This window comes from Pseudomonas sp. TWP3-1, assembly GCF_049896625.1.
Lineage (GTDB): Bacteria > Pseudomonadota > Gammaproteobacteria > Pseudomonadales > Pseudomonadaceae > Aquipseudomonas.
On record NZ_JAFCUQ010000013.1, the window covers coordinates 63575 to 85647 of the forward strand.

The following is a 22073-nucleotide window of genomic DNA, read 5'->3' on the forward strand; positions in this document are numbered from 1 at the left end:
AATGTCGTCCAAACAAACTCTCGCCCTGGCCCTGTGTTTTGCGATTACCGGTTGTGCTCAGACCCCAGCGAATGACGCCGATGGCGGCAGCTGGTGGCCGTTCGGTTCTTCCGACAAGGTCGCGGCCAAAGAGCCAGCAGCGACTCCGGCTCCGCTGAAGCCTGCCGCTACCGCGCCTGTGGCCAAGGCTGAAAGCAGCAATCCTTGGTACTGGCCGTTTGGTTCGGACGACACAGCAAAGGCCGATGCCAAGCCTGAAGTGAAACCCGAAGCCCAACCGGTCGCCGTCGCCAAGGCTGAAGCCGACGCCGGTGGCAAATGGTGGTGGCCGTTCGGTGGTAAAGATCAGCCGACCGCCAAAGTCGTGCCGATGCCGGATCCGAAAGTTACCCAAGCCTGGCTTGACGATTACGAGCCGCGTCTGCGTACCGCGATCAAGGACAGCAATCTGCAGCTCGAGCGCCGTGACAACGTGCTGGTGGTGACTGCGCCGGTCGAAGGCTCGTTCAACCCGGACCGCCCGGCCATGCTGCTGCCGGTCACCCTTGGCCCGTTCACGCGCGTGGCAAAAATCCTTGAAGCCGATCCGAAAACCGCGGTACTGGTGCTCGGTCACAGCGACAGCTCTGGCGCGGCACCGGCCAACACTAAATTGAGCCAGGAGCGTGCCCAGGCCATCGCGGCGATTTTCCGTCTCAGCGGCTTGCAGCGTGATCGCCTGATGTTGCGTGGCATGGGTTCCGAAGCGCCGCGTGCGGCCAACGACAGCGTTGAAGGCCGTGCCCTGAATCGTCGAGTCGAATTGCTGGTAACCCCGCAAAACACCATGGTTGCGCTGCTCAGCAAGTACAACATGCCAGCCCCGAAACCAGTGACCATGGTCGCTGCGCAGGACGTCAAGCCAGTCGCCAAACCAGTGACCCCGGCACCGGCCGTCAAGAAAGCCGCTGTGCCAGCCACGAAAAAGGCTCCAGCGAAGAAGGCCGCAGCCAAGGCTCCAGCCAAGAAGGCCCCGGCCAAAGCGCCAGCGAAAAAGACCGCTCCAGCCAAAGCCGCCGCGACCGACAAGAAAGTCGCCGCTGCCGATGCCGCGAAGAAGTAATCCGCTAACGAAAAGGAATGCGCCATGACCCAGGCCCTGGCAGATATGCGTCGTGATTACACCCGTGATGGCCTGACCGAGGCGCAAGCCCCGGCCGAGCCGTTCGCGCTGTTTCACCAGTGGTTCGCCGACGCGGTGAAAACCGAACAGGCGCCGGTGGAGGCCAATGCCATGACCTTGGCCACGGTCGATGCGGACGGGCGTCCGCATTGTCGCATTCTGCTGCTCAAGGGCCTGGACGCGCAGGGCTTCACGTTCTTCACCAACTACGAAAGCGCCAAGGGTCAGCATCTGGCGGCCAATCCGTTTGCCGCCATGACGTTCTTCTGGCCGACGCTGGAACGTCAGGTGCGCATCGAGGGGCGGGTGGTCAAGGTCACGCCTGAAGAGTCCGATGCTTATTATCAGGTACGCCCGCTGGGCAGCCGTCTCGGCGCCTGGGCTTCACCGCAGAGCCGGGTGATCAACGGCCGTGGTGAACTGGAAGATCTGCTCAAGGCTACCGAGCAACGCTTCAGCGATACCCAGCCCGACTGCCCGCAACATTGGGGCGGGTACCGTTTGCTGCCTGAGCGCATCGAGTTCTGGCAGGGCCGTTCGAGCCGCCTGCATGATCGCCTCAACTACCGCTCGCAGGGCACCAACTGGATTCTTGAACGACTGGCACCCTGAGCAGTCTACCGAGCGGGATAGCCTTAACAGCGGCTCGCAACGGTGCAGGTTGTCGAATTTGGCGCTACTGTTGGGTGACTTCGTGCAAGGCCCTGTACCAGGCCTGAATGAAACCCATTTTATCCGCGCAGCGCCGTGACACGCGCCAAGCTGCGGAGTTTAATGAATACCTGTCCTTTGGAGTTGATGCTATGCGTAAGTCTGTTCTGCTGGTTGCTTCTTTTTCCACGATGGCGATGTTGCTCACTGGCTGCCAATCGAGCCTGACCGGTGACTCCTATTCCCGTGACGAAGCGCGTCGTGTGCAGTCGATTCGCATGGGCACCATCGAATCCCTGCGACCGGTAAAAATCGAAGGCACCAAGACTCCGATTGGCGGCGCAGCCGGTGCAGTGGTCGGCGGCGTTGGCGGCAGCGCCATCGGCGGTGGTCGCGGCAGTATCGTTGCAGCGGTGATCGGCGCAGTGGCCGGTGGTCTGCTGGGTTCGGCTACCGAAGAAGGCCTGACCCGCACGCAAGGCGTGGAAATCACCGTGCGCGAAGACGACGGCAGCATGCGCGCCTACGTGCAGCAGGTTCAGGAAAATGAAGTGTTCCGCGTTGGCGAGCGGGTACGGATTTCGACTGTTGACGGGACCAGCCGCGTTTCGCACTAAGCGGGAACGAGCGGTAAAAGAAAACCCCGATCAGGTGACTGGTCGGGGTTTTTGTTTGTTCAAGCTTTCGATGTCAGTGAGTATCAGTCCGCTCAGAGTTGTGATGTTAGGTACAAGTCAAGATCTGGCGGAAGACTCAAGGCGCATGCTTTTTCAATATCAATAATCTGTTGTGACGTCAGTTTGTAGTCATGCAGAGAATCCTCATCATCCCTCCAACCCATAATTCGCTTCAGGTCCAAAGTAGCGATGGAGATGGTCTGCTCATAGAGAGGAAAATCCTCCCCCGTTTTAACTCCCATTATTCGATGTGTCATGGTTCTACCCACCTCGTCGGATCCGCTGGTTTCGTCTGTTCTCCTGTTTCGTGGTTGAACTCACCCAAATGTTTTCCACGCTTTGTGTATTTTTCAATTGCCCCATGTCGAAAGTCCCATTCATAAATTATGCCGCCTCTATCTTTCCAGCGCGGACGTAACCCACCACCACCTTTTATTGGCGTTTTTGGAGTAGCCCAGCGGGCATCGGGATATGCAGGCAAGTTGTTGGGTTTTTGGTGGTAGTCGCCATGTGACAAATTCACCACAATGTAAACCGGCCGAACTCCTGATCCCACCGGAAAAACCAATATGAAATCCCGGTACTCCGGCGGATAAACCGGATTAACCAGAATCCCGTCCGCCGCCTTCGTCGGCGGATAAACCCAGATATGCGGCGCTTGCGGAGCCGCTTCGAGGGCGGGGATGCCGAGGATGTCTGAGCCATCCACAGCAGGCGTCCAGATCAGTTCGATGCCTTCGCCAAGGTTGGCGATGAACCGGTTGCCGTGCTCGGTGAACTGCACCACATCGACCATTTCCCAGTCGCGATTCTTGCCGGTGTAGAAGCCGTAGCCTTTCAGGCTGCCGTCGGTTTGTTGTTCGACGCGCAGGCGTACGCGGCTGCGGGCTTGTTTGAGGGCGAGCAGTTGGTCGTCGGTATAGAGCGCGCTGTCATCCAGGCTCGACGGCATGAACAACGCCACCAGCCCGACCAAAGGTGTGATAACCGCAGCGGAAGCTATGGTAGGCAATGCCTTGAACGCCTCACCGGCAAGCGCGAAAGTGCCCAAACCTGCCGGAATGGCGGTACCGCTGATCTTCGTGAGAGGAACTCCGCCGTTTTCATCGGCCTCGCGGGCGCCCAGCAGGATCAGATCGCCGTAGTCCTTCAGGCTGTCAGTCGGCACCATCCCCGAAGGATTCGAGTAATCGATGATCGCGTCCGGCAGTTTGCAGGACTTGGCAAACACGCAGCCGGCGCGCTCCGGCGCAGGCTTTTTCGCCGCTATCTCGCGGCTGCGCTCGAAAGCTTCCTGCCGTGCCAGCATGGCGTCATAGGTGTTTTGAAGTTGTTCGCGCTCGGCCAGTTCGCTGGCCGTCATATAGCGGTGGGTGACGAAATGTCCGTCGCCCTCACCGGGTTTGGGGATGCGGGGAATGTCCTTTTGACCAGCCACTGATTGTCCTTTCGTTCATGCATCGGCAACCCCTCGGAAGGGGCTGCACGACGTTAACGAAGCGGGAAATCTGTGGCTGTAGGACGCGTCTCTAAAGACGTGGGGATTGTTCGACTTGTTGTCGTGTGGGAGGTCAGGTCGACGGTGTGATGTAATTTCTAGCAGAGCCCTGTTCCTTCAAAGCAATATCGATCACTTGCTCCGGTGTCAGCTCCCGCATGTTGTCTCCGTCGCCGAAATACTCCCCAGGCCAGTAAATAAGGTCACTGATTCGTTCGTTGGGCAGGTTGAGTTCAAGCATGTTCAACCAAAAGCCAATTGCGTGCTCAGCGCCATCACATTCCATAATCCTTCGAGCGAGCTCTACCAGCTCAGGCACGGTGATGTCTGTCAGGTGTTTCTCATAGGGTTGAGCGAGAATCTGACGGACCCATGTGTCGTGATCCTGCCCTCCATATATGCCCTGAAAGTCTATGAACCTCAGGTTTGTCATTGCCCGCCGATTGAACTCTGCTAACTTAACGACGGTTTGGTGTTCACATCCACCATCAATCTCGGCTGCAAGTTCTGCGAGCTCCGTTACGGCCGATTCATCGAGCTGTGGTGGCATTAACTCAAGACGTAGTTCCATTACCTATCCTTACGTTTTACCAGGTTTCGCTGTATTCATAGCGTCTTCGCATTAAGCGGGAGCAAGCGGTGCAAGAAAATCCCGATCAGGTGACTGGTCGGGTTTTTTTTTGATTCCTACCAACGATCGCGATAGACAAACGATATCTGGTAGTCGTAAGACGAAAATTCGATTGCATGCTTGAAGTGGGTCTGGAGAACATCGATCCATTCGTTTTTAACATTAAATCCGCCAATGTTGATGTTATTGGCGATCGGCAGCCCCAATGCTTCGATCAAAGAGCCATCGTCACCAAAATCTTTGGATAACTCTTCTCCTTCCCCTATCTCGGTTTTCTTGTCGTACCACTCAAGTCTGGCTTTGAGTCCCATGTATTCCTCACAAGTATTTTTTGATACTGCGGTTCTTTTTTGGCGGATCTATTTGCTCGCCGGTTATGTGGTCGAAGGAACCCAAGTGGCTGCCATCACTTGAGCGGTAGGCTTCAAGTTCTCCATGCAGATAGTCCCATTCGTAGATTATTCGGCCCTTTGCATTGATCCAGCGATCACGAAGCCCACCGTTGAAAGGTGTTTTCTTTTTTGCTCTTTTCAAGTCAGGAAATGCGGTGATTTCCTCCGTTTCTGGGGCCGGATGATAGGTGTGTCCCGCCTCTGCGGTGCCCTTCGCCCGAGTGTTAACAACAATATAAAGCGGCCGCACCCCCGATCCCACCGGAAAAACCAGTATGAAATCCTTGTACTCCGGCGGATAAACCGGATTAACCAGAATCCCGTCCGCCGCTTTCGTCGGTGGATACACCCAGATATGCGGCGCTTGCGGAGCCGCTTCGAGGGCGGGGATGCCGAGGATGTCGGCGCCGTCCACGGCGGGTGTCCAGATCAGTTCAATACCTTCGCCAAGGTCTGCAACAAAGCGGCTGTCGCGTGGCGTGAAATGCACCACATCGACCATTTCCCAGTCGCGATTCTTACCCGTGTAGAAACCATAGCCCTTGAGGGTGCCGTCAGCCTGTTGTTCGATCCTCAGGCGAACGCGTGTCCGCGCCTGTTTCAGACTGCGCAGTTGCTCTTCGGTATAGAGGGCGCTGTCGCCAAGGGGTGGCGCCCAGAACAAAGCGACCAGACCGGCGAGTGCAGCGGCTCCGCCTGCGCCGAGCGCTGCAATGTTTGATGTTGCGAGCGCCGGGGTTCGCAGGGCGAGCCTGCCGAGTTCCAATGGAACGGTGCTGCCACTGATCGCTTCCAGGTTCAGCAGGCCCGCTTCATCCACTTCGCGGGCGCCGAGCCAGGCGATTTCGCCGTAGTCTTTCAGGCTATCGGTCGGCACCATCCCTGAAGGATTCGAGTAATCAATGATCGCGTCCGGCAGTTTGCAGGACTTGGCAAACACGCACCCGGCGCGCTCCGGCGCAGGCTTTTTCGCCGCTATCTCGCGGCTGCGCTCGAAAGCTTCCTGCCGTGCCAGCATGGCGTCATAGGTGTTTTGACGTTGTTCGCGCTCGGCCAGTTCGCTGGCCGTCATATAGCGGTGGGTGACGAAATGTCCGTCGCCCTCACCGGGTTTGGGGATCCGGGGAATGTCCTTTTGACCAGCCACTGATTGTCCTTTCGTTCATGCATCGGCAACCCCTCGAAAGGGGCTGCACGACGTTAACGAAGCGGGAAATCTGTGGCTGTAGGACGCGTCTCTAAAGGCGTAGGGATTGTTCGCTAGAGATCAAGAAAGCCGCGCTGTGTTCTTTCGACTCGCCGCCGCCGTCACCGCATAACCAATCAACGCAGCGAATAGCGAGCCGGTCAAAATGCCCATCCGATCCATCCCGGCAAACTCGCTGACGCCGGGCACGAAGGCCAGGGAGCCGACAAACAGGCTCATGGTGAAGCCAATGCCGCAGAGGATCGCCACGCCCAACACCTGGCCCCAGTTGGCGCCTTGGGGCAGGGAAGCGATACCGATTTTGACCGCGAGCCAGGTCAGGCCGAACACACCGACGGTCTTGCCCAGCAGCAGGCCGACGGCAATGCCCATCGGCACATGATGGGTGAAGCTTTCGACGGTCACGCCGCTCAGCGACAGGCCGGCGTTGGCGAAGGCGAACAGCGGCAGAATGCCGTAAGCGACCCACGGATGCAGCGCGTGTTCGAGTGTCAGCAGCGGCGAAGGCTCGGCGTTTTTCGTGCGCAGCGGGATGCAGAATGCCAGCGTCACACCGGCCAGCGTGGCGTGGACGCCGCTCTTCAATACGCAGACCCATAGAATCAGACCGATGATCATGTACGGCCCGAGCTTGACCACCCCGAGCCGGTTCATCGCCACCAGTGACGCGATGCACGCCGCCGCCAGGCCCAGCGACAGGGTCGATAGTTCACCGGAGTAGAAGATTGCGATGATCACGATGGCGCCGAGGTCATCGATTATCGCCAGGGTCATCAGGAACAACTTCAGCGACACCGGTACGCGCTTGCCGAGCAAAGCCAGCACGCCAAGGGCGAAGGCGATGTCTGTCGCGGTCGGGATCGCCCAGCCATCGAGGGCCGCCGGATTGTGGCGGTTGAGGAACCAGTAGATCAGCGCCGGCACCAGCATACCGCCAATTGCCGCTGCGCCGGGCAGGACGATCTGCGACGGTTTCGACAGCTGTCCGTCAAGCACTTCGCGCTTCACTTCGAGGCCGATCAGCAGGAAAAACAGCGCCATCAGGCCGTCGTTGATCCACAGCAGCAGGGGTTTGGCGATCTTCAACGCACCGATCTGCGCCACCACCGGGGTGTCGAGCAGGCCGTTATACAACCACGACAACGGCGAGTTGTTGATGATCAAAGCCAGAATGGCCGCGGCGATCAGTAATAGACCGCTGGCAGCTTCCAACTGAAAGAAACGCGTGAAAGTGCTACGCAGAGGCAAGGTCGCTCTCCATCGATTAAGGCAAAAGGTGGCACACCCTAACCCGTACCGTTAGTTGTTAAAACAAAAGTTATATTCTTTTTTGTTATATGCCGTTACAGAGCATCAGGTCGATGTGCAGCAGAGCCTAGCAGTTGCCAAAGGTATTGAAGCTCAGCTGTATCTGTCGTTGCTGCAGGTTTTTTCCTAAGCTTGTTGGCTGAGCCTGTGACGAGGCGCCTCCTGCCCGATTCAACGAGAACAACCGCCATGAGCGACAACCGACAGTGGGCCCGCGAAGCCATCCGCATCATCGAAGCCGACTTCCAGCGCAGCGCCGACACGCATTTGATCCCGTTGCCGCTGCCGGGTTTTCCCGGTATCGAGTTGTACTTCAAGGATGAGTCGAGCCATCCCACCGGCAGCCTTAAACATCGGCTGGCGCGATCGCTGTTTCTCTACGCCTTGTGTAATGGCTGGCTCAAACCCGGAGCGCCGGTGATCGAGGCATCCAGCGGTTCGACGGCGATTTCCGAGGCGTATTTCGCGCGCATGCTCGGGCTACCGTTTATTGCGGTGATGCCAGCGACCACCTCGAAAGAGAAGATCGCGCAGATCGCTTTCTACGGTGGCAAAAGCCATCTGGTGGATGATCCGACGCAGATCTACGCCGAATCCGAACGACTGGCCCGCGAGCACGATGGCCACTTCATCGACCAGTTCACCTACGCCGAGCGTGCCACTGACTGGCGGGCGAACAACAACATCGCCGAGTCGATCTTCCAGCAGATGCGCTATGAGCAACACCCGGAACCGAGCTGGCTGATTTCCAGCCCCGGCACCGGCGGCACCACCGCGACCCTCGGCCGTTACGTGCGTTATCGCCAGCATTGCACTCGCGTGCTGTGCGCTGATGCCGAGCGTTCGGTGTTCTTCGACTTCTATCGGACGGGAGACGCGAGTTTGCGTCTGGACCACGGTTCGCGGATTGAAGGCATTGGCCGGCCACGGGTGGAAGCGTCGTTCCTGCCCAAGGTGATCGATGCGATGGTTAAAGTGCCGGACGCCTTGTCGCTGGCGGCCATGCATTATCTGGCGCAGCGGCTGGGGCGGCATGTCGGCGGGTCAAGCGGGACCAATCTGATTGGCGCATTGATGGCCGCGCAGCAGATGAAAGCGGCGGGGGAGTCGGGGTCGATCGTGGCGATTCTGTGCGATGGCGGCGAGAGGTATGCCGACACTTATTACGATCAGGATTGGCTCAAGGCTCAGGGATATGAGTTGAGCGGGTTGATCGCTGCGGTGGCGGCGAGTGCGGAGCGTGGGGAAGCACTGCCGATTTCAGTGTTGCGCGCGAATATCTGACAAACCCTATAACTAAATGTGGGAGCTGCGGTGCGACGATTCGACTTGCCAGCGATAGCGGAGGATCAGTCAACATCAATGTTGAATCTGAGTCCGTCATCGCTGGCAAGCCAGCTCCCACAGGGTTTTGTATTGCTTCAAAGCTTGTGTATCAGGCGTCCAGGCCCAAAATATCGCGAGCCACTGCTTCAGCAATGCGAATCCCGTCAACACCCGCCGACAGAATCCCGCCCGCATAACCGGCGCCTTCACCCGCCGGGAACAGACCTTTCACATTCATGCTCTGCAACGTCGCATCACGAGTAATGCGCAGCGGCGAGGACGTGCGCGTCTCGATCCCGGTCAGCACCGCATCGTGCAGCGAATAACCGCGAATCTGCTTCTCGAACGCCGGCAGGGCTTCGCGGATTGCTTCGATAGCGAAGTCCGGCAGCGCCAGGGCCAGATCGCCCAGCGAAACACCGGGTTTGTACGATGGCTCGACTTCACCAATGACGGTCGATGGCTTGCCGGCAATGAAGTCGCCGACCAGTTGCGCCGGGGCTTTGTAGTCGCTGCCGCCGAGAATGAAGGCGTGGGATTCCAGGCGCTCCTGCAACTCGATCCCGGCCAGCGGGCCACCCGGGTAATCGACTTCCGGAGTGATGCCGACGACGATCCCGGAGTTGGCGTTGCGCTCGTTACGCGAGTACTGGCTCATGCCGTTGGTGACCACACGGTTCGGCTCGGACGTCGCCGCCACCACGGTGCCGCCCGGGCACATGCAGAAGCTGTAGACCGAACGGCCGTTCTTCGCGTGATGCACCAGTTTGTAATCGGCGGCACCGAGTTTCGGGTGGCCGGCGTATTTGCCCAGACGTGCACGATCGATCAACGATTGCGGATGTTCGATGCGAAAACCTACCGAAAACGGTTTGGCTTCCATGAACACGCCACGGCTGTGCAGCATGCGGAAGGTGTCGCGGGCGCTGTGACCGAGGGCCAGCACCACATGTTTCGAATGCAGGGTTTCGCCGCTGGCCAGTTCGACGCCGACGAGTTGGCCGTTTTCGATCAGCACGTCGGTGACGCGTTCCTGGAAACGCACTTCGCCGCCCAGAGCGCGGATCTGCTCGCGCATGTTCTCGACCATACCGGTCAGGCGGAAGGTACCAATATGCGGCTTGCTGACGTAAAGAATTTCTTCCGGCGCGCCGGCCTTGACGAATTCATGCAGGACTTTGCGACCGAGGAACTTCGGATCCTTGATCTGGCTGTACAGCTTGCCGTCGGAGAACGTACCCGCGCCGCCTTCGCCGAACTGCACATTGGACTCGGGGTTAAGCACGCTTTTGCGCCATAGGCCCCAGGTGTCTTTGGTGCGTTGGCGCACTTCGGTGCCGCGTTCGAGGACGATCGGCTTGAAGCCCATTTGCGCCAGCAGCAGGCCGGCAAAAATCCCGCACGGGCCAAAACCGACCACGATCGGCCGTTGGCTCAGGTCGCTCGGCGCCTGGCCGACGAATTTGTAGCTGACATCCGGCGCCGCGTTGACGTTACGGTCGTCGGCGAACTTGGCCAACACCTTGGCCTCATCGCGCACTTCGAGGTCGATGGTGTAGATGAAGCACAGTTCGGAGGATTTTTTGCGCGCATCGTAGCTGCGCTTGAACAAGGTGAAATCGAGCAGGTCATCGCTGGCGATGCCCAGGCGCTGCACGATGGCAGGGCGCAGGTCTTCTTCGGGATGGTCGATCGGCAGCTTGAGTTCAGTGATTCGTAACATGACAGGATCCGGTTCGCGGGGCGCACAACTGCGCCAGGGCGTTTGAAGGCGGCGATTATAAGCCGCAACGGCCGGATCCCGTGAGGGTAAAACGATCAGTCGTTACGCGAACCGCCGAAATACCCGCAACCACGCTGTACCTGGCCGTCGATGCGCAGTTCGGCGCTCATGTGCTGCACGCTGCCGGTGCTGCTGTCGACACAGCGCTGCGGTGCGACCCACAATTCGATGCGCTGATTGTTGGCTTCGCTGCTCAGATTGAAACGGCCATCGCCCGATTGCTCTTCGACGTAGGGCACGGCGAGCGGAGGCTGACCATCACGTTCGATGACCATGCCTTTACCACTGACTTTGACGTTCCACTCGGGGCCGTGACCGGCGGCTTTCAAGATGAGTTGTTTGAAATTCTGATCGTCGCAAGCCGTGCCGGAGCGTTCGACGCGGTATAGCTGCGCCAAGTCGAGACGGTCACCGCTGATTTTGCCGCGCACGTCGGCAAACAGCTTGCCCTGCTCATCGGCGAGGGTCGCGGCCTCTTGCAGGACGCTGGTGCCGCCGATGTCATTGACGATGAACTGGCGCTGCTCGTGGCAGGGCTGGAACAGCAGTTTGCCGTCGGCAGCGGTCAGTTGACCCTGCATGCGGGTCTGGCCGACATGCGAGGCGCTTTCGCGCTGGCCATCAAACAATTGGCAGGCGGCAAACAATGGCAGCAAGGCAGCAACGATCAGGCAACGGGCAACACGCATCTTCGGCTCTCCAGACAAGTGCCGCCACGTTACGCAGCCTGACCGTTCATCACAAGGGTTTAGCCCACGTGAAACGTCTGACCTGTCTGCAAGCCTTCGACACTTTTCGCGTAGGCCAACGCCACATCGGCTGCGGGAACCGGCTTATAGCCGCGGAAATACGGCGCGTAGCTGCCCATCGCTTCAAGCAGAACGGTCGGGCTGATCGAGTTCACGCGCAGGCCGCGCGGCAGTTCGATGGCCGCCGCGCGCACAAAGCTGTCGAGCGCGCCGTTGACCAGTGCGGCGGAGGCACCACTGCGGATCGGGTCGTGGCTGAGCACGCCGGTGGTGAAGGTGAACGAGGCGCCGTCGTTGGCAAATTCGCGGCCGATCAGCAGCAGGTTGACCTGGCCCATCAGTTTGTCCTTCAGGCCCAGTGCAAAGCTGTCTGCGCTCATTTCGGCCAGCGGCGCGAAGGTCACATTGCCGGCCGCGCAGATCAGCGCGTCGAACTTGCCGGTCTGTTCGAACAGTTTGCGAATCGATGCGCTGTCGCTGATATCCACATGGAAATCGCCGCTGTTGCGACCGATGCGAATCACTTCGTGACGTTGTGACAGTTCTTTGTCCACGGCCGAACCAATGGTGCCGCCAGCGCCGATCAACAGGATTTTCATTGTGCTGTGCCTCAGGTGTTTGAATGAGGTTTCAGTCTAGAGTGGTTTTTTCTGTTGATAAGCGCACTAATGGGCAACCTTTGGTTTTCAAATGGAAACAATCCATGAGCGAAATGGATGATTTGGCGGCGTTCGCCGTTCTGATTGAAGCGGGCAGTTTCACCTTGGCGGCACAGCAATTGGGTTGCAGCAAGGGCCAGTTGTCCAAGCGCATCAGCCTGCTTGAAACGCGTTTTTCCGTGGTCTTGCTGCAACGCACCACGCGGCGACTGAGTTTGACGGCGGCGGGCGCGGCGCTGTTGCCGCAAGCCCAGGCACTTGTAGTCCAGGTGGAACGCGCGCGTCAGGCATTGGCGCGATTGAAGGACGATATGGCCGGGCCGGTGCGTATGACGGTTCCGGTTTCGCTGGGGGAATCCTTCTTCGATGGTCTGCTGCTGGAGTTTTCGCAAAAGTATCCCGAGGTGCAGATCGAGCTGGAGCTGAATAACAGCTATCGCGATCTGTCCCGCGACGGTTTTGATCTGGCGATTCGCAGTGATGTGGCGAATGACCAGCGACTGGTAGCCAAGCCGTTACTGGCGTGGCAGGAAATGACCTGCGCCAGCCCGGCGTATCTCGAGCGCTTTGGCGAGCCGCTGACCCCTCAGGCGTTGAGCGAACACCGTTGCCTGCTCAACAGCCATTACAGCGGTCGCGAGGAATGGCTGTATCACCAGCAGCACGAATTGCTGCGGGTGCGGGTTTCCGGGCCGTTCGCCAGTAATCATTACAGCCTGCTGAAGAAAGCTGCACTGGCGGGCGCCGGTATCGCGCGCCTGCCGTCTTATCTGCTGCAAGCGGAATTGGCTGACGGCCAATTGCGCTGGCTCCTGCGCGATTATCAGACGCGGCGCATGCCGATGTACCTGGTGCACCCGTATCAGGGTGGTTTGCCCAAGCGTACGCAAGTGCTCGCGGATTACTTGATCGGCTGGTTCAAGCGCAGCGGCGAGGCGCTGGATCGGTTGTAATGTCTTGCGATCAGATGATCGATCGACAGCTTTCCGGGACCTGTGGCCATCAAATACAGCAACACCGCCGCCCAGGTACCGTGGGTTGGATACGCTTCCGGATACACGAACAGTTGAATGGTCAGAGTCATCCCGAGCAACGCCAGCGCCGAAAACCGTGTGGCGAGGCCGACAAGAATCAGGACAGGAAAGAAGTGCTCGGCGAATGCCGCCAGGTGCGCAGCGATCTCTGGCGAGAGCAACGGCACATGGTATTCGCTCTGGAATAACGGAATGGTCGAGTCCGCCAGATGCGGCCAGCCGAGTTCGAAGGTGCCGTCGAACAGGTCAATGGCCAGCCCTTCGATTTTGGTTTGCCCGGACTTCCAGAACACCGCCGCAATCGAAAAGCGCGCGATGAAAGCGATCAGGCTGTGGGGGATTTTTTCCAGCAGGGCGATGGCGCGGGCGATGAGGTTGTTCATGGCGAAACCTTATGGTGCAAGTGGGTGATGGCGCTGTGGGTGATCAACAGCGCCAGGGTCTGGCTCAGATCGAAGGCCTCGACCGATTCCAGTGCCTGCATCAGGGGCTGGCCAAGGCGGAGGTTTTGAATGAATTGCCCGGCAGCGTGATCGAGGGCAAAGACTTCAACTTCCAGGCCGTAACGCAGCACCAGTGCAGTCTGCGGACAAGAAAGATCGATCCCGGCCAGCGTTGCTTCTTTCTGGTGTGCCGCCCAGACATCCACTACGGCGAATGCTGAATCGAGCAAGTGCAGCGAGGAATGCAGGCCGATGCACAGGTCGTTCAGTAACAGGGGATCAGCGAATGTCGTCGCTATCTGTGACTGGCTCAAAGGTGCAGCGTCGGCAGCGTGATAAGCCACGGTGCGCAGGCGCTCCAGTCGTGCGATGTCGGCCAGATAAGGCACGCTCGATGCCGGTTCGAACTCATTGATGAATTGCGCGAAACCCTCACCGTAATTACTCATCAATGCACTACGGGGCGGGTTGCTCTGTACGAAAACTCCGACCATGGCGCGGAAGAATTCCTCGCCGACCAATTGCCCTACGACCGGATAGCAATCAGCCAGTGCGTCAATCAGCGAGCTCTGTACGTTATTGCGATACACCGCAAAACGGCTCGCCGGGTCAGCACCGTTGGCGCTGCATAAACCCTCGGGGCAGGGCAGGCGGATATCGATCAAGGCAGCTGCGAAATCGGCCTGATTGCTCATGACCGATCTCCCGCACGGATCAGCAAAGCTTCGGCGTGTTGCGCTTCGGCCAGCAACACATCGAACGTCGGCACCTGATTGTCTCGCTCGATCAGGGTTGCCACTGGCCCGACGCGTGCTAACACCTGCCGATACAAGGCCCATACAGCCTGATCAATCGGCGCACCGTGATCGTCAATCAGCAGTCGATCACCGAGGCTGTCGGAATCTTCGGCAAACCCCGCCAGATGAATCTCACCGACAGCGTGCAGCGGCAGCGCATCCATGTAGGCCAAGGGATCGCGCTGATGGTTGACGCACGAAACGTAGACATTGTTCACGTCCAGCAGCAGGCCACATCCAGTGCGCTGAATCACTTCACGGATGAACTCGGGTTCATCAATCGTCGAGCGCTGAAACGCCAGATAAGTCGCCGGATTTTCCAGCAGCATCGGGCGTTGCAATGTGTTCTGCACCTGATCGATATGCTCGCAGACACGCTTCAGCGTCGGCGTGTCGTACGCAAGTGGCAACAGGTCATTGAGGAAAACCGGGCCGTGGCTCGACCAGGCCAGGTGTTCGGAAAAGGAGTGGGGTTGATAACGCTCGATCAGCTCGGTGAGGCGTTGCAGATGCTGTGCATCCAGTGCGCCTTCGGCACCGATCGACAGCCCGACGCCATGCATCGACAGCGGATACTGTTCACGAATCAAACCCAGAAAATGATGAAACGGGCCGCCGGCCACCATGTAGTTTTCGGCGTGGACCTCGAAGAAGCCAAGGTCCGGGCGGGAGTCGAGCACTTCGTTGAAGTGCCCGGTCTTGAGCCCCAGCCCCGCACGGGGCGGAAGCCCGGCGCGGGCTGCCTGAGTGCGGGGGAGGGCATGTTCGCGAGTCGGGATCATGATCGACACTCAGGCAGACGACGGGATCAGGACTTGGCTTTGAACGCTTCGAGCTGACCGAAACCGGTCGGCGAGGTTTTGCTTTCGGTGGTCGCGCAGGTGCCTTTCGGAACCAGTTTCCAGGCATTGGCTTGATAGTCCATTTTCGCCGTGCCGGCACAAGTGGTACCAGCGCCTGCTGCGCAATCGTTCTTGCCTTTCATGGCCACGCCGAAGCATTTTTCCATGTTGTCGTCGGCGGCGTGCACGGTGGAAACGGCAGCCATGCTCAGCGCAGAGCCAAGGGCCAGAACCAGGGCGGTGGCGGACAGGGTGCGAGTGGTAGCAGTCATGATGTTTCTCCGATGTGTAGCTGGATTGAACAAGCGAATGCGCTTGCTTGCTCCACTAGAGAAACGACATGCAGATGCGTTACAGCCCCTGCAATTTTTTTTCAGACAATACGCCGCAACGTGCAGAGCAGCTTTTCGGCAGTTGCTGCGCCAGCCGAGGCGACTTGTTGCGTGTGTTCTATAGTCATCTCAGCGGCCACTTCACAGGCCTATTTACCAGGACGGTATCTCATGACCAAGGATCGCTCAGATTGCGCTGTGCTATTGCGCTGGACTTCATCTATCGCGCTGGCCTGCACACTTCCCTTGCTGTGCAACACAATTGTTGCTCAACCGCTGCTTGATCCGCAGGACACCCTCAAACGTATCAACCACAACTACAACACCCTCAAGCAAGAGTGCCAGGAGCCGGATACCGGTGCCGCGCGTGGCCTCTACTATTGCAGCGGCGTGACCTTGCGCATGGTCAACGACGGGCCCTTCAATCCTTGGGACTACAGCCCCTACGCGATCAAGATAGGTGCGACTTCCTACTCCTGGATCCGCAAGGATCTGAGCACGCGAATCCTCATCCATCCGGCCGGTCTGGTCCTGCGCAACCCGAGCGATGCAGCGGTTTTGAGTCTTCCGGTCAAGCAGCAGGGATTCACCTGCATCTACGCTTTCGATGGCGGTACCGGGCCGGAGCGCAAGTGGTACGGCTGCGGCTTTTTCGACAGCCGCGAACCGCCACGTGCAGCACAAAGCGTGATGAATAATCGCAATGCAGCCCTGGCCTACGGCACCTGTGCTGAAGCCGGGGTCAGCACCGCCGAGCAATGGACGCAGAAATACACCGGATTGATGAAAGGCCCGATCCAATACAGTCAGTGCTCCTGGAACGCGGAAAAACCCAGTGACTGGAACGCCATGATCCGTGTGCACGAGTCCCGACCGAACACCACCAACAAGGATCCCTTCGCGTTCAGTGGCCAGGTCAATGAGTTCATGTTGAAAAATGCCACGTCGACCAACGACGGCAGCGACAACATGAAGTACATCGATGCCTTCATCTACAACGTCAACAGCACGCAGAACTTCGCCACCCGTGGTGATCAGGCTCCGCCAAAACCGGAAGACGGCCTGACCAGTGCGCGCAACTTCCAGAAAAAACTTCAGGCCCGCGGCTACAGCGTGCCGATCCTGAGGCTGGACTTCACCAAACCAGCGGAGCAGCGCTTCAGCTATGTTGCGGCCGATCAGGCGATCGACCTGACGGCTGCTGGCGGTGAGCCGTCAACTCCACCGCCAACGCCGACGGCGCCTGCACCCAGCTACATCGCCTCCGCCAACTGGATCAAGCGCTACGATCCGGGCACTCGCCGGGATGAATGGAGTTTGAGCGTGGTGCCCACAGCGGTCGGGCGGGCTTTGCCCAACGAGCAGGTCGGCGCTTTTTACGACCAGTTGCTCGCCGTCAAGGGCGCCGACAGCAATTGGCGTGACAACGAAAAATCGATCGGCAGCATGCGTCAGCAATTGGGCTGCGTTCTGGTCAATTACCGCAACAAGACGCCGTGGAATCTGGAGCCTTTCCGCCCGGCGTTATCGGACAACGAGACGCGGGCGGCGGGTTGCAATCCAGTCCCGCGTTGAAGGTGTGTTTTGGCTAATCAAGGAGATGCAAGCCATGCAGAAACGATTGAACAGGATCGCTCCATTTCTCATATTCCCGCTGCTGGTACAGGCGACATGGGCCAATGCCGAGTCTTGCGATGAAACGCTGAGAAAGGTTGAGTCGTTGTACAACAAAACCGTCGACAGCTGCGGTCAGGATCCCGCCTCGGACTGTTCGGGGTTGTTGGTTCGCGGCACGCACCGCGCCGACCCGGCCAAAGGGCAAAAATGGGATGTCTGGAATCCCAGTCCGAAAGCCGTTGAGCTGGGCACTTTTGCCGCCTCGTACATGCGCGCCGACGGCATCAGTTATGAAGACCCGGGAATGAGTACGCAGAACGGCTATCTCATTACACCAAGGGACCTGATACGCGACCCCGAGACACCGGTGCATGTCTATTGCGCGTTTCCCAACGATGCCTGGACTGACTTTCGCAATGACCGCGGCTGTGGCGACAACAAAAACACCGCGCCGACCGAGGCTGTTTGCCAGGCAATGGCGCCACCAGTCCTGAGCGCCAATGCCTGGGTGACGCATTTCACCAAATTCAGCAACAACCGGCAGCAGGACCAGTTGCAGTGCGGCTTCAACATGCGCAATCCGTTGAGCAGCAAGGATCGGGTCGATGCCTTTCGCAACTTCATGGGCGCGCGCAAGGTCATCAATAGCCGTGAATTTCAAACCCAGACCGAGTTGCGACTGGGTAACCCGAAAGAAGATGAGCTGCCGATTCTGGCGTTTTTCTACAGCGATCAACGTGGCTTGAACGACGCCATGGCTAATCAGCGCGATTACAAAGCGAAGACGGGCAAGGATCGCAACATCATCAAGATCGATTTCCCGAGAACCCCGGTCGCCAAGGCGTCTTTTTCGTGTGTCCAGAGTTCGGCGCCACCGGCGCAACAGTTCTGTAGCCAATACATCGAGTCGAGTAGCTGGGTACAGCGTCCCGACCCGGTTCTGGGGCCAAAGACCTGGTCACTTTCTGTAGTGCCGACCGTGTGCGGCCGGGCGATCAAGGACGATCAGACCGACCGCATGTTTGCCGAGCTGTACAACAAACACAAAAACGATGAGCAATGGCGTCAGTACAGCGTCAATGGCGGCTCGCTGCGTCGGCAAATGGTGTGTCACCTGGCGGCCACCTACGACGGCAAACCGGTCAGAAACAAGCCTGAATGGAACCTTGAGCCGGCACGGCCCTACGTCGATCAGGCGACAGCGGTAGCGCAACACTGCAATCCATTCTGATTCCGTCAGTGGCAAAACAAAAAAACGGCCCGCAGGCCGTTTTTTTGTTGGGCGAAATACATCAACCGCCGAGATACGCCTCGCGCACTTTCGGATCGGTCAACAGCGCTTCACCAGTGCCTTGCATCACCACCCGGCCGTTCTCCAGAACGTATGCGCGGTCAGCAATTTTCAGCGCCTGGTTGGCGTTCTGCTCGACCAGGAACACCGTCACGCCGTCCTTGCGCAGTTGTTCGATGATGTCGAAGATCTGCTGGATGATGATCGGTGCCAGACCCAGCGATGGCTCGTCGAGCAGCAACAGTTTCGGCTTGCTCATCAGCGCCCGGCCGATGGCGAGCATTTGCTGTTCGCCGCCGGACATGGTGCCGCCGCGTTGCGCAAAGCGTTCTTTCAGGCGTGGGAAAAGTCCGAGAACCTTGTCCATCTGTTCCTGATAGTCGCCCTTGTCGGTGAAGAATCCGCCCATGGCGAGGTTTTCTTCCACGGTCAGACGGGCAAACACCCGGCGACCTTCCGGCACGACTGCGATGCTCTTGCGCATGATCTGCGACGAGTCCTGGCCGATCAGTTCCTCACCCATGTAGCGGATGCTGCCGCTGTGCGCCTGCGGTGAACCGCAGAGCGTCATCAGCAGCGTGGACTTGCCGGCACCGTTGGCGCCGATCAGGGTGACGATTTCGCCCTGACGGATCTCGACGTTGACGCTGTGCAGCGCCTGGATCTTGCCGTAGAAGGTGGAAACGTTTTCGAATTGCAGCATTTACGCTTCCCCCAGATAGGCTTTGATCACTTCAGGATTGTCGCGGATCTGCTCCGGCGTACCGTCGGCCAGCGGTGTGCCCTGGTTGATCACGACGATGTGATCGGAAATGCTCATGACCAGTTTCATGTCGTGCTCGATCAGCAGCACGGTGACGTTGTGCTCTTCACGCAGCATGCTGATCAGCGCTTTGAGGTCTTCGGTTTCCTTCGGGTTCAAACCGGCGGCCGGTTCGTCGAGCATGAGGATCCGCGGACGGGTCATCATGCAGCGAGCGATTTCCAGGCGCCGTTGCTGACCGTAAGCCAGGGTGCCGGCGGTACGGTTGGCAAACTCCGTGAGGTTGACCTTGTCCAGCCAGTACTCGGCAAATTCCATCGCCTCGCGCTCGCTTTTGCGGAACGCCGGGGTCTTGAACAGGCCGGAGAGGAAGTTGGTGTTCAGGTGCCGATGCTGGGCGATCAACAGGTTCTCGACCGCCGTCATGTCCTTGAACAACCGCACGTTCTGGAAGGTGCGCACCACGCCTTTGAGCGCGATCTTGTGGCCCGGCAGACCCTGGATCGGCTCGCCGTCCAGCAGGATACTGCCGCCCGATGGCTGATAGAAACCGGTCAGGCAGTTGAACACGGTGGTCTTGCCCGCGCCGTTCGGCCCGATCAGTGCCACCACTTGTTTCTCTTTGACGGTCAGGGCCACGCCGTTGACCGCCAGCAGGCCACCGAAGCGCATGCTCAGGTTTTCGACTTTAAGGATCTCGCGGCTCATTTTCGCAACTCCATGTGTGGGCGTTGCATCGGCAGCAGACCTTGTGGACGCCAGATCATCATCAACACCATCAGCGCACCGAACATCAACATCCGGTATTCACTGAACTCACGCATCATTTCCGGCAACAGGATCATCACAACGGCCGCGAGAATCACGCCCAGTTGCGAGCCCATGCCACCCAGCACCACGATGGCGAGGATGATCGCCGACTCGATGAAGGTGAACGATTCCGGTGTGACCAACCCCTGACGCGCAGCGAAGAAGCTACCGGCGAAACCGGCGAACGCAGCACCGAGGGTGAAGGCTGACAGCTTGATCACCGTAGGATTGAGACCCAAAGCGCGGCAGGCGATTTCGTCTTCACGCAGCGCTTCCCACGCACGGCCGATGGGCATGCGCAGCAGACGGTTGATCACGAACAGCGCCGCCAGCGCCAGCAACAACGCGACCAGGTAGAGGAAGATCACCTTGTTGATCGAGTTGTATTGCAGGCCGAAATACTCGTGGAAGGTTTGCATGCCTTCGGCGGCTTTACGTTCAAAGGTCAGGCCGAAGAACGTCGGTTTCTCGATGTTGCTAATGCCGTTCGGGCCACCGGTGATGTCCGTCAGGTTGCGCAGGAACAGACGGATGATCTCGCCGAAACCGAGGGTTACGATCGCCAGATAGTCACCGCGCAAACGCAGTACCGGGAAGCCGAGCAGGAAGCCGAATGTGGCCGCCATCAAACCGGCAATCGGCAGGCAGATCCAGAAGCTCAGGCCATAGTAGTGCGACAGCAGCGCATAGCTGTAGGCGCCGACGGCGTAGAAGCCGACATAACCGAGGTCGAGCAGACCGGCCAGACCTACCACGATGTTCAGGCCGAGGCCGAGCATCACGTAGATCAGGATCAGCGTCGCGATATCCACCGCGCCACGCGAGCCGAAGAACGGCCACACCAGCGCAAGGAGGATCAGCGCAATGATGAAATAGCGCTGGGTGGTTGGCAGCGTCAGGAAGTTGCTGGCCTTGGCCGGAATCAGCGGCATGTCCGGCGACGAACGCCAGGCCTTGCTGATCTGCTGGTTGAACAGCACGCGCAGGAACATCAGCACCGAACAAATGGCGATGGTCGCCAGAATGGCCGGGCTGGTGTTGTGCACTTCCAGGTTGATGCCGACGATGGTCAGTTTCAGTCCGAGCACAGGATACGCAACTGCCCAAACCAAGAGCGCACTGAACAGCGCCTGTTTAAGATTCTTAGTCATACCTTCTCAACCTCCGGACGGCCCAGAATGCCGGTCGGACGGAACAACAGCACCAGAACCAACAAGCCGAATGCCACGACGTCCTTGTACTGGTCGCCGAAGATATCAGCGCCAAAGGCTTCCGCTACACCGAGCACCAGCCCGCCGAGCATCGCGCCGGGGATGCTGCCGATGCCGCCAAGTACCGCAGCGGTAAAGGCCTTGAGGCCGACGAGGAAACCAGCGTTGGGGTTGATCACACCGTATTGCATGCTCAGCAGCACCGCCGCGACGGCCGCCAGTGCAGCACCGATGACGAAGGTCAGGGCGATGATGTTGTTGGTATTGATACCCAGCAGGTTGGCCATCTTGATGTCTTCGGCACAGGCGCGGCAGGCGCGACCCAGGCGTGAACGCGAGATGAACAGCGTGAGGCCGAGCATGGCGATCAGCGTCACCACGAACACCACGATCTGCATGTAGGAAATCAGCACTTCATGTGCGCCACCTGGACCGAAGGCAATGTTGCCCGGAATCAGGTTGGGGATGGCTTTGTCCTTGGAGTCTTGCGCCAACAGAACCGTGTTCTGCAGGAAGATCGACATACCGATGGCGGAAATCAGCGGGATCAGACGGTTGCTGCCGCGCAACGGGCGGTAGGCAATGCGTTCGATGCTGTAACCGAAAGAACTGGTGACAACGATGCTGGCGATGAACGCCGCCGTCATCAACAACGGGACACTGTCTAGTCCCATCATGGTCAGCCCGGCGATGGCGATGAACGCCACGTAAGAACCGATCATGTACACCTCGCCGTGGGCGAAGTTGATCATTCCAATGATGCCGTAAACCATCGTGTAGCCGATGGCGATCAGGGCATACATGCTGCCAACGTTGAGGCCGTTAACCAGCTGTTGGAAGAAGTGATAGATGTCAGGCATTACAGCGCTCCTAAAAACCTGATACGCATT

At 58.7% G+C, this 22073-nt stretch carries 23 protein-coding genes; 7 read left to right on the forward strand and 16 right to left on the reverse strand.

What is annotated here, in order from left to right; all coding sequences use genetic code 11:
- The first annotated feature begins 1 nt into the window (after position 1).
- The 3 genes from ACP7BN_RS18240 (at position 2) to ACP7BN_RS18250 (ending at position 2430) form a co-directional block, all read left to right on the forward strand.
- A complete protein-coding gene (locus ACP7BN_RS18240; RefSeq protein ID WP_426205518.1) occupies positions 2–1102 on the forward strand; it encodes an OmpA family protein in 1101 nt (366 codons plus the stop codon).
- A gap of 24 nt (positions 1103–1126) precedes the next feature.
- Positions 1127–1774, forward strand: coding sequence for a pyridoxamine 5'-phosphate oxidase (gene pdxH / locus ACP7BN_RS18245; protein ID WP_426205519.1), 648 nt, complete (start codon positions 1127–1129; stop codon positions 1772–1774).
- 191 nt (positions 1775–1965) lie between these two features.
- Positions 1966–2430, forward strand: coding sequence for a glycine zipper 2TM domain-containing protein (locus ACP7BN_RS18250; RefSeq protein ID WP_420648215.1), 465 nt, complete (start codon positions 1966–1968; stop codon positions 2428–2430).
- A gap of 313 nt (positions 2431–2743) precedes the next feature.
- On the opposite strand, the gene ACP7BN_RS18255 is transcribed toward ACP7BN_RS18250, so the two are convergent.
- The 5 genes from ACP7BN_RS18255 to nhaA form a co-directional block, all read right to left on the reverse strand.
- Positions 2744–3928, reverse strand: coding sequence for a colicin E3/pyocin S6 family cytotoxin (locus ACP7BN_RS18255; RefSeq protein ID WP_426205520.1), 1185 nt, complete (start codon positions 3926–3928; stop codon positions 2744–2746).
- 133 nt (positions 3929–4061) lie between these two features.
- The gene (locus ACP7BN_RS18260) at positions 4062–4559 is read right to left on the reverse strand and encodes a hypothetical protein (RefSeq protein WP_426205521.1); all 498 of its coding nucleotides are present in this window, start codon (positions 4557–4559) and stop codon (positions 4062–4064) included.
- Between the two features lie 116 nt (positions 4560–4675).
- Positions 4676–4930, reverse strand: a complete 255-nt coding sequence (locus tag ACP7BN_RS18265; protein ID WP_426205522.1) for a colicin E3-like toxin immunity protein — start codon at positions 4928–4930, stop codon at positions 4676–4678.
- A 7-nt stretch (positions 4931–4937) separates the two neighbouring features.
- Positions 4938–6158, reverse strand: coding sequence for an S-type pyocin domain-containing protein (locus ACP7BN_RS18270; RefSeq protein WP_426205523.1), 1221 nt, complete (start codon positions 6156–6158; stop codon positions 4938–4940).
- Between the two features lie 120 nt (positions 6159–6278).
- Entirely contained in the window at positions 6279–7466 is a 1188-nt protein-coding gene (nhaA, locus tag ACP7BN_RS18275) for a Na+/H+ antiporter NhaA (RefSeq protein WP_426205524.1), read from the reverse strand.
- Positions 7467–7715: 249 nt separating this feature from the next.
- On the opposite strand from nhaA, the gene ACP7BN_RS18280 reads away from it, so the two are divergent.
- Entirely contained in the window at positions 7716–8810 is a 1095-nt protein-coding gene (locus ACP7BN_RS18280) for a PLP-dependent cysteine synthase family protein (RefSeq protein ID WP_426205525.1), read from the forward strand.
- Positions 8811–8961: 151 nt separating this feature from the next.
- Here ACP7BN_RS18280 and ACP7BN_RS18285 read toward each other — a convergent pair whose 3' ends face one another.
- From ACP7BN_RS18285 to ACP7BN_RS18295, 3 genes are all read right to left on the reverse strand, one after another.
- On the reverse strand, positions 8962–10575 hold the full coding sequence (locus tag ACP7BN_RS18285) for an NAD(P)/FAD-dependent oxidoreductase (protein WP_426205526.1): 1614 nt from the start codon (positions 10573–10575) through the stop codon (positions 8962–8964).
- Between the two features lie 95 nt (positions 10576–10670).
- A complete protein-coding gene (locus ACP7BN_RS18290) occupies positions 10671–11324 on the reverse strand; it encodes a COG3650 family protein (RefSeq protein WP_426205527.1) in 654 nt (217 codons plus the stop codon).
- Positions 11325–11383: 59 nt separating this feature from the next.
- Positions 11384–11983 (reverse strand): short chain dehydrogenase, encoded by a 600-nt coding sequence (locus ACP7BN_RS18295; RefSeq protein ID WP_426205528.1) that lies wholly within the window; start codon positions 11981–11983, stop codon positions 11384–11386.
- Between the two features lie 104 nt (positions 11984–12087).
- Between ACP7BN_RS18295 and ACP7BN_RS18300 the strand changes: the two genes are divergently transcribed.
- A complete protein-coding gene (locus ACP7BN_RS18300; protein ID WP_426205529.1) occupies positions 12088–12996 on the forward strand; it encodes a LysR family transcriptional regulator in 909 nt (302 codons plus the stop codon).
- Here ACP7BN_RS18300 and ACP7BN_RS18305 read toward each other — a convergent pair.
- From ACP7BN_RS18305 to ACP7BN_RS18320, 4 genes are read right to left on the reverse strand one after another with little or no spacing between them, the layout of a single operon-like run.
- Entirely contained in the window at positions 12945–13460 is a 516-nt protein-coding gene (locus tag ACP7BN_RS18305; protein ID WP_426205530.1) for a DoxX family protein, read from the reverse strand. The genes ACP7BN_RS18300 and ACP7BN_RS18305 overlap by 52 nt on opposite strands.
- A complete protein-coding gene (locus ACP7BN_RS18310; protein ID WP_426205531.1) occupies positions 13457–14215 on the reverse strand; it encodes a putative DNA-binding domain-containing protein in 759 nt (252 codons plus the stop codon). Before ACP7BN_RS18310 ends, ACP7BN_RS18305 begins: the two co-directional genes overlap by 4 nt.
- The gene (locus ACP7BN_RS18315) at positions 14212–15099 is read right to left on the reverse strand and encodes a DUF692 domain-containing protein (RefSeq protein WP_426205532.1); all 888 of its coding nucleotides are present in this window, start codon (positions 15097–15099) and stop codon (positions 14212–14214) included. Before ACP7BN_RS18315 ends, ACP7BN_RS18310 begins: the two co-directional genes overlap by 4 nt.
- A 26-nt stretch (positions 15100–15125) precedes the next feature.
- Positions 15126–15431, reverse strand: coding sequence for a DUF2282 domain-containing protein (locus ACP7BN_RS18320; protein WP_426205533.1), 306 nt, complete (start codon positions 15429–15431; stop codon positions 15126–15128).
- A 231-nt stretch (positions 15432–15662) separates the two neighbouring features.
- Here ACP7BN_RS18320 and ACP7BN_RS18325 point away from each other — a divergent pair, with 231 nt between their 5' ends.
- Both ACP7BN_RS18325 and ACP7BN_RS18330 read left to right on the forward strand, forming a co-directional pair.
- Positions 15663–17066 (forward strand): DUF2599 domain-containing protein, encoded by a 1404-nt coding sequence (locus ACP7BN_RS18325; RefSeq protein ID WP_426205534.1) that lies wholly within the window; start codon positions 15663–15665, stop codon positions 17064–17066.
- A 34-nt stretch (positions 17067–17100) separates the two neighbouring features.
- Entirely contained in the window at positions 17101–18339 is a 1239-nt protein-coding gene (locus tag ACP7BN_RS18330; protein ID WP_426205535.1) for a DUF2599 domain-containing protein, read from the forward strand.
- Between the two features lie 61 nt (positions 18340–18400).
- Here ACP7BN_RS18330 and ACP7BN_RS18335 read toward each other — a convergent pair whose 3' ends face one another.
- Genes ACP7BN_RS18335 through livH form a run of 4 tightly spaced genes read right to left on the reverse strand, consistent with a single transcriptional unit; the run spans position 18401 to position 22043 of the window.
- Positions 18401–19102 (reverse strand): ABC transporter ATP-binding protein, encoded by a 702-nt coding sequence (locus ACP7BN_RS18335; RefSeq protein WP_420648203.1) that lies wholly within the window; start codon positions 19100–19102, stop codon positions 18401–18403.
- Positions 19103–19870, reverse strand: coding sequence for a high-affinity branched-chain amino acid ABC transporter ATP-binding protein LivG (gene livG / locus ACP7BN_RS18340; protein ID WP_420648202.1), 768 nt, complete (start codon positions 19868–19870; stop codon positions 19103–19105). It abuts the gene before it with no gap.
- Positions 19867–21123, reverse strand: a complete 1257-nt coding sequence (locus tag ACP7BN_RS18345; protein WP_420648201.1) for a high-affinity branched-chain amino acid ABC transporter permease LivM — start codon at positions 21121–21123, stop codon at positions 19867–19869. The genes livG and ACP7BN_RS18345 overlap by 4 nt, the downstream gene beginning before the upstream one ends.
- Positions 21120–22043 (reverse strand): high-affinity branched-chain amino acid ABC transporter permease LivH, encoded by a 924-nt coding sequence (gene livH / locus ACP7BN_RS18350; protein ID WP_420648200.1) that lies wholly within the window; start codon positions 22041–22043, stop codon positions 21120–21122. Before livH ends, ACP7BN_RS18345 begins: the two co-directional genes overlap by 4 nt.
- Positions 22044–22073: the final 30 nt, after the last annotated feature.

Excerpts from the sequence above, each read along its gene's own strand:
- pdxH (WP_426205519.1), top strand. The coding sequence starts at position 1,127 with ATGACCCAGGCCCTGGCAGATATGCGTCGTGATTACACCCGTGATGGC.
- ACP7BN_RS18265 (WP_426205522.1), bottom strand. The coding sequence starts at position 4,930 with ATGGGACTCAAAGCCAGACTTGAGTGGTACGACAAGAAAACCGAGATA.
- livG (WP_420648202.1), bottom strand. The coding sequence starts at position 19,870 with ATGAGCCGCGAGATCCTTAAAGTCGAAAACCTGAGCATGCGCTTCGGT.
- ACP7BN_RS18240 (WP_426205518.1), top strand. The coding sequence starts at position 2 with ATGTCGTCCAAACAAACTCTCGCCCTGGCCCTGTGTTTTGCGATTACC.
- ACP7BN_RS18280 (WP_426205525.1), top strand. The coding sequence starts at position 7,716 with ATGAGCGACAACCGACAGTGGGCCCGCGAAGCCATCCGCATCATCGAA.
- ACP7BN_RS18285 (WP_426205526.1), bottom strand. The coding sequence starts at position 10,575 with ATGTTACGAATCACTGAACTCAAGCTGCCGATCGACCATCCCGAAGAA.
- ACP7BN_RS18320 (WP_426205533.1), bottom strand. The coding sequence starts at position 15,431 with ATGACTGCTACCACTCGCACCCTGTCCGCCACCGCCCTGGTTCTGGCC.
- ACP7BN_RS18290 (WP_426205527.1), bottom strand. The coding sequence starts at position 11,324 with ATGCGTGTTGCCCGTTGCCTGATCGTTGCTGCCTTGCTGCCATTGTTT.
- ACP7BN_RS18250 (WP_420648215.1), top strand. The coding sequence starts at position 1,966 with ATGCGTAAGTCTGTTCTGCTGGTTGCTTCTTTTTCCACGATGGCGATG.
- ACP7BN_RS18305 (WP_426205530.1), bottom strand. The coding sequence starts at position 13,460 with ATGAACAACCTCATCGCCCGCGCCATCGCCCTGCTGGAAAAAATCCCC.
- ACP7BN_RS18315 (WP_426205532.1), bottom strand. The coding sequence starts at position 15,099 with ATGATCCCGACTCGCGAACATGCCCTCCCCCGCACTCAGGCAGCCCGC.
- ACP7BN_RS18330 (WP_426205535.1), top strand. The coding sequence starts at position 17,101 with ATGCAGAAACGATTGAACAGGATCGCTCCATTTCTCATATTCCCGCTG.
- ACP7BN_RS18295 (WP_426205528.1), bottom strand. The coding sequence starts at position 11,983 with ATGAAAATCCTGTTGATCGGCGCTGGCGGCACCATTGGTTCGGCCGTG.
- ACP7BN_RS18300 (WP_426205529.1), top strand. The coding sequence starts at position 12,088 with ATGAGCGAAATGGATGATTTGGCGGCGTTCGCCGTTCTGATTGAAGCG.
- ACP7BN_RS18335 (WP_420648203.1), bottom strand. The coding sequence starts at position 19,102 with ATGCTGCAATTCGAAAACGTTTCCACCTTCTACGGCAAGATCCAGGCG.
- ACP7BN_RS18325 (WP_426205534.1), top strand. The coding sequence starts at position 15,663 with ATGACCAAGGATCGCTCAGATTGCGCTGTGCTATTGCGCTGGACTTCA.
- ACP7BN_RS18260 (WP_426205521.1), bottom strand. The coding sequence starts at position 4,559 with ATGGAACTACGTCTTGAGTTAATGCCACCACAGCTCGATGAATCGGCC.
- livH (WP_420648200.1), bottom strand. The coding sequence starts at position 22,043 with ATGCCTGACATCTATCACTTCTTCCAACAGCTGGTTAACGGCCTCAAC.
- ACP7BN_RS18345 (WP_420648201.1), bottom strand. The coding sequence starts at position 21,123 with ATGACTAAGAATCTTAAACAGGCGCTGTTCAGTGCGCTCTTGGTTTGG.
- ACP7BN_RS18310 (WP_426205531.1), bottom strand. The coding sequence starts at position 14,215 with ATGAGCAATCAGGCCGATTTCGCAGCTGCCTTGATCGATATCCGCCTG.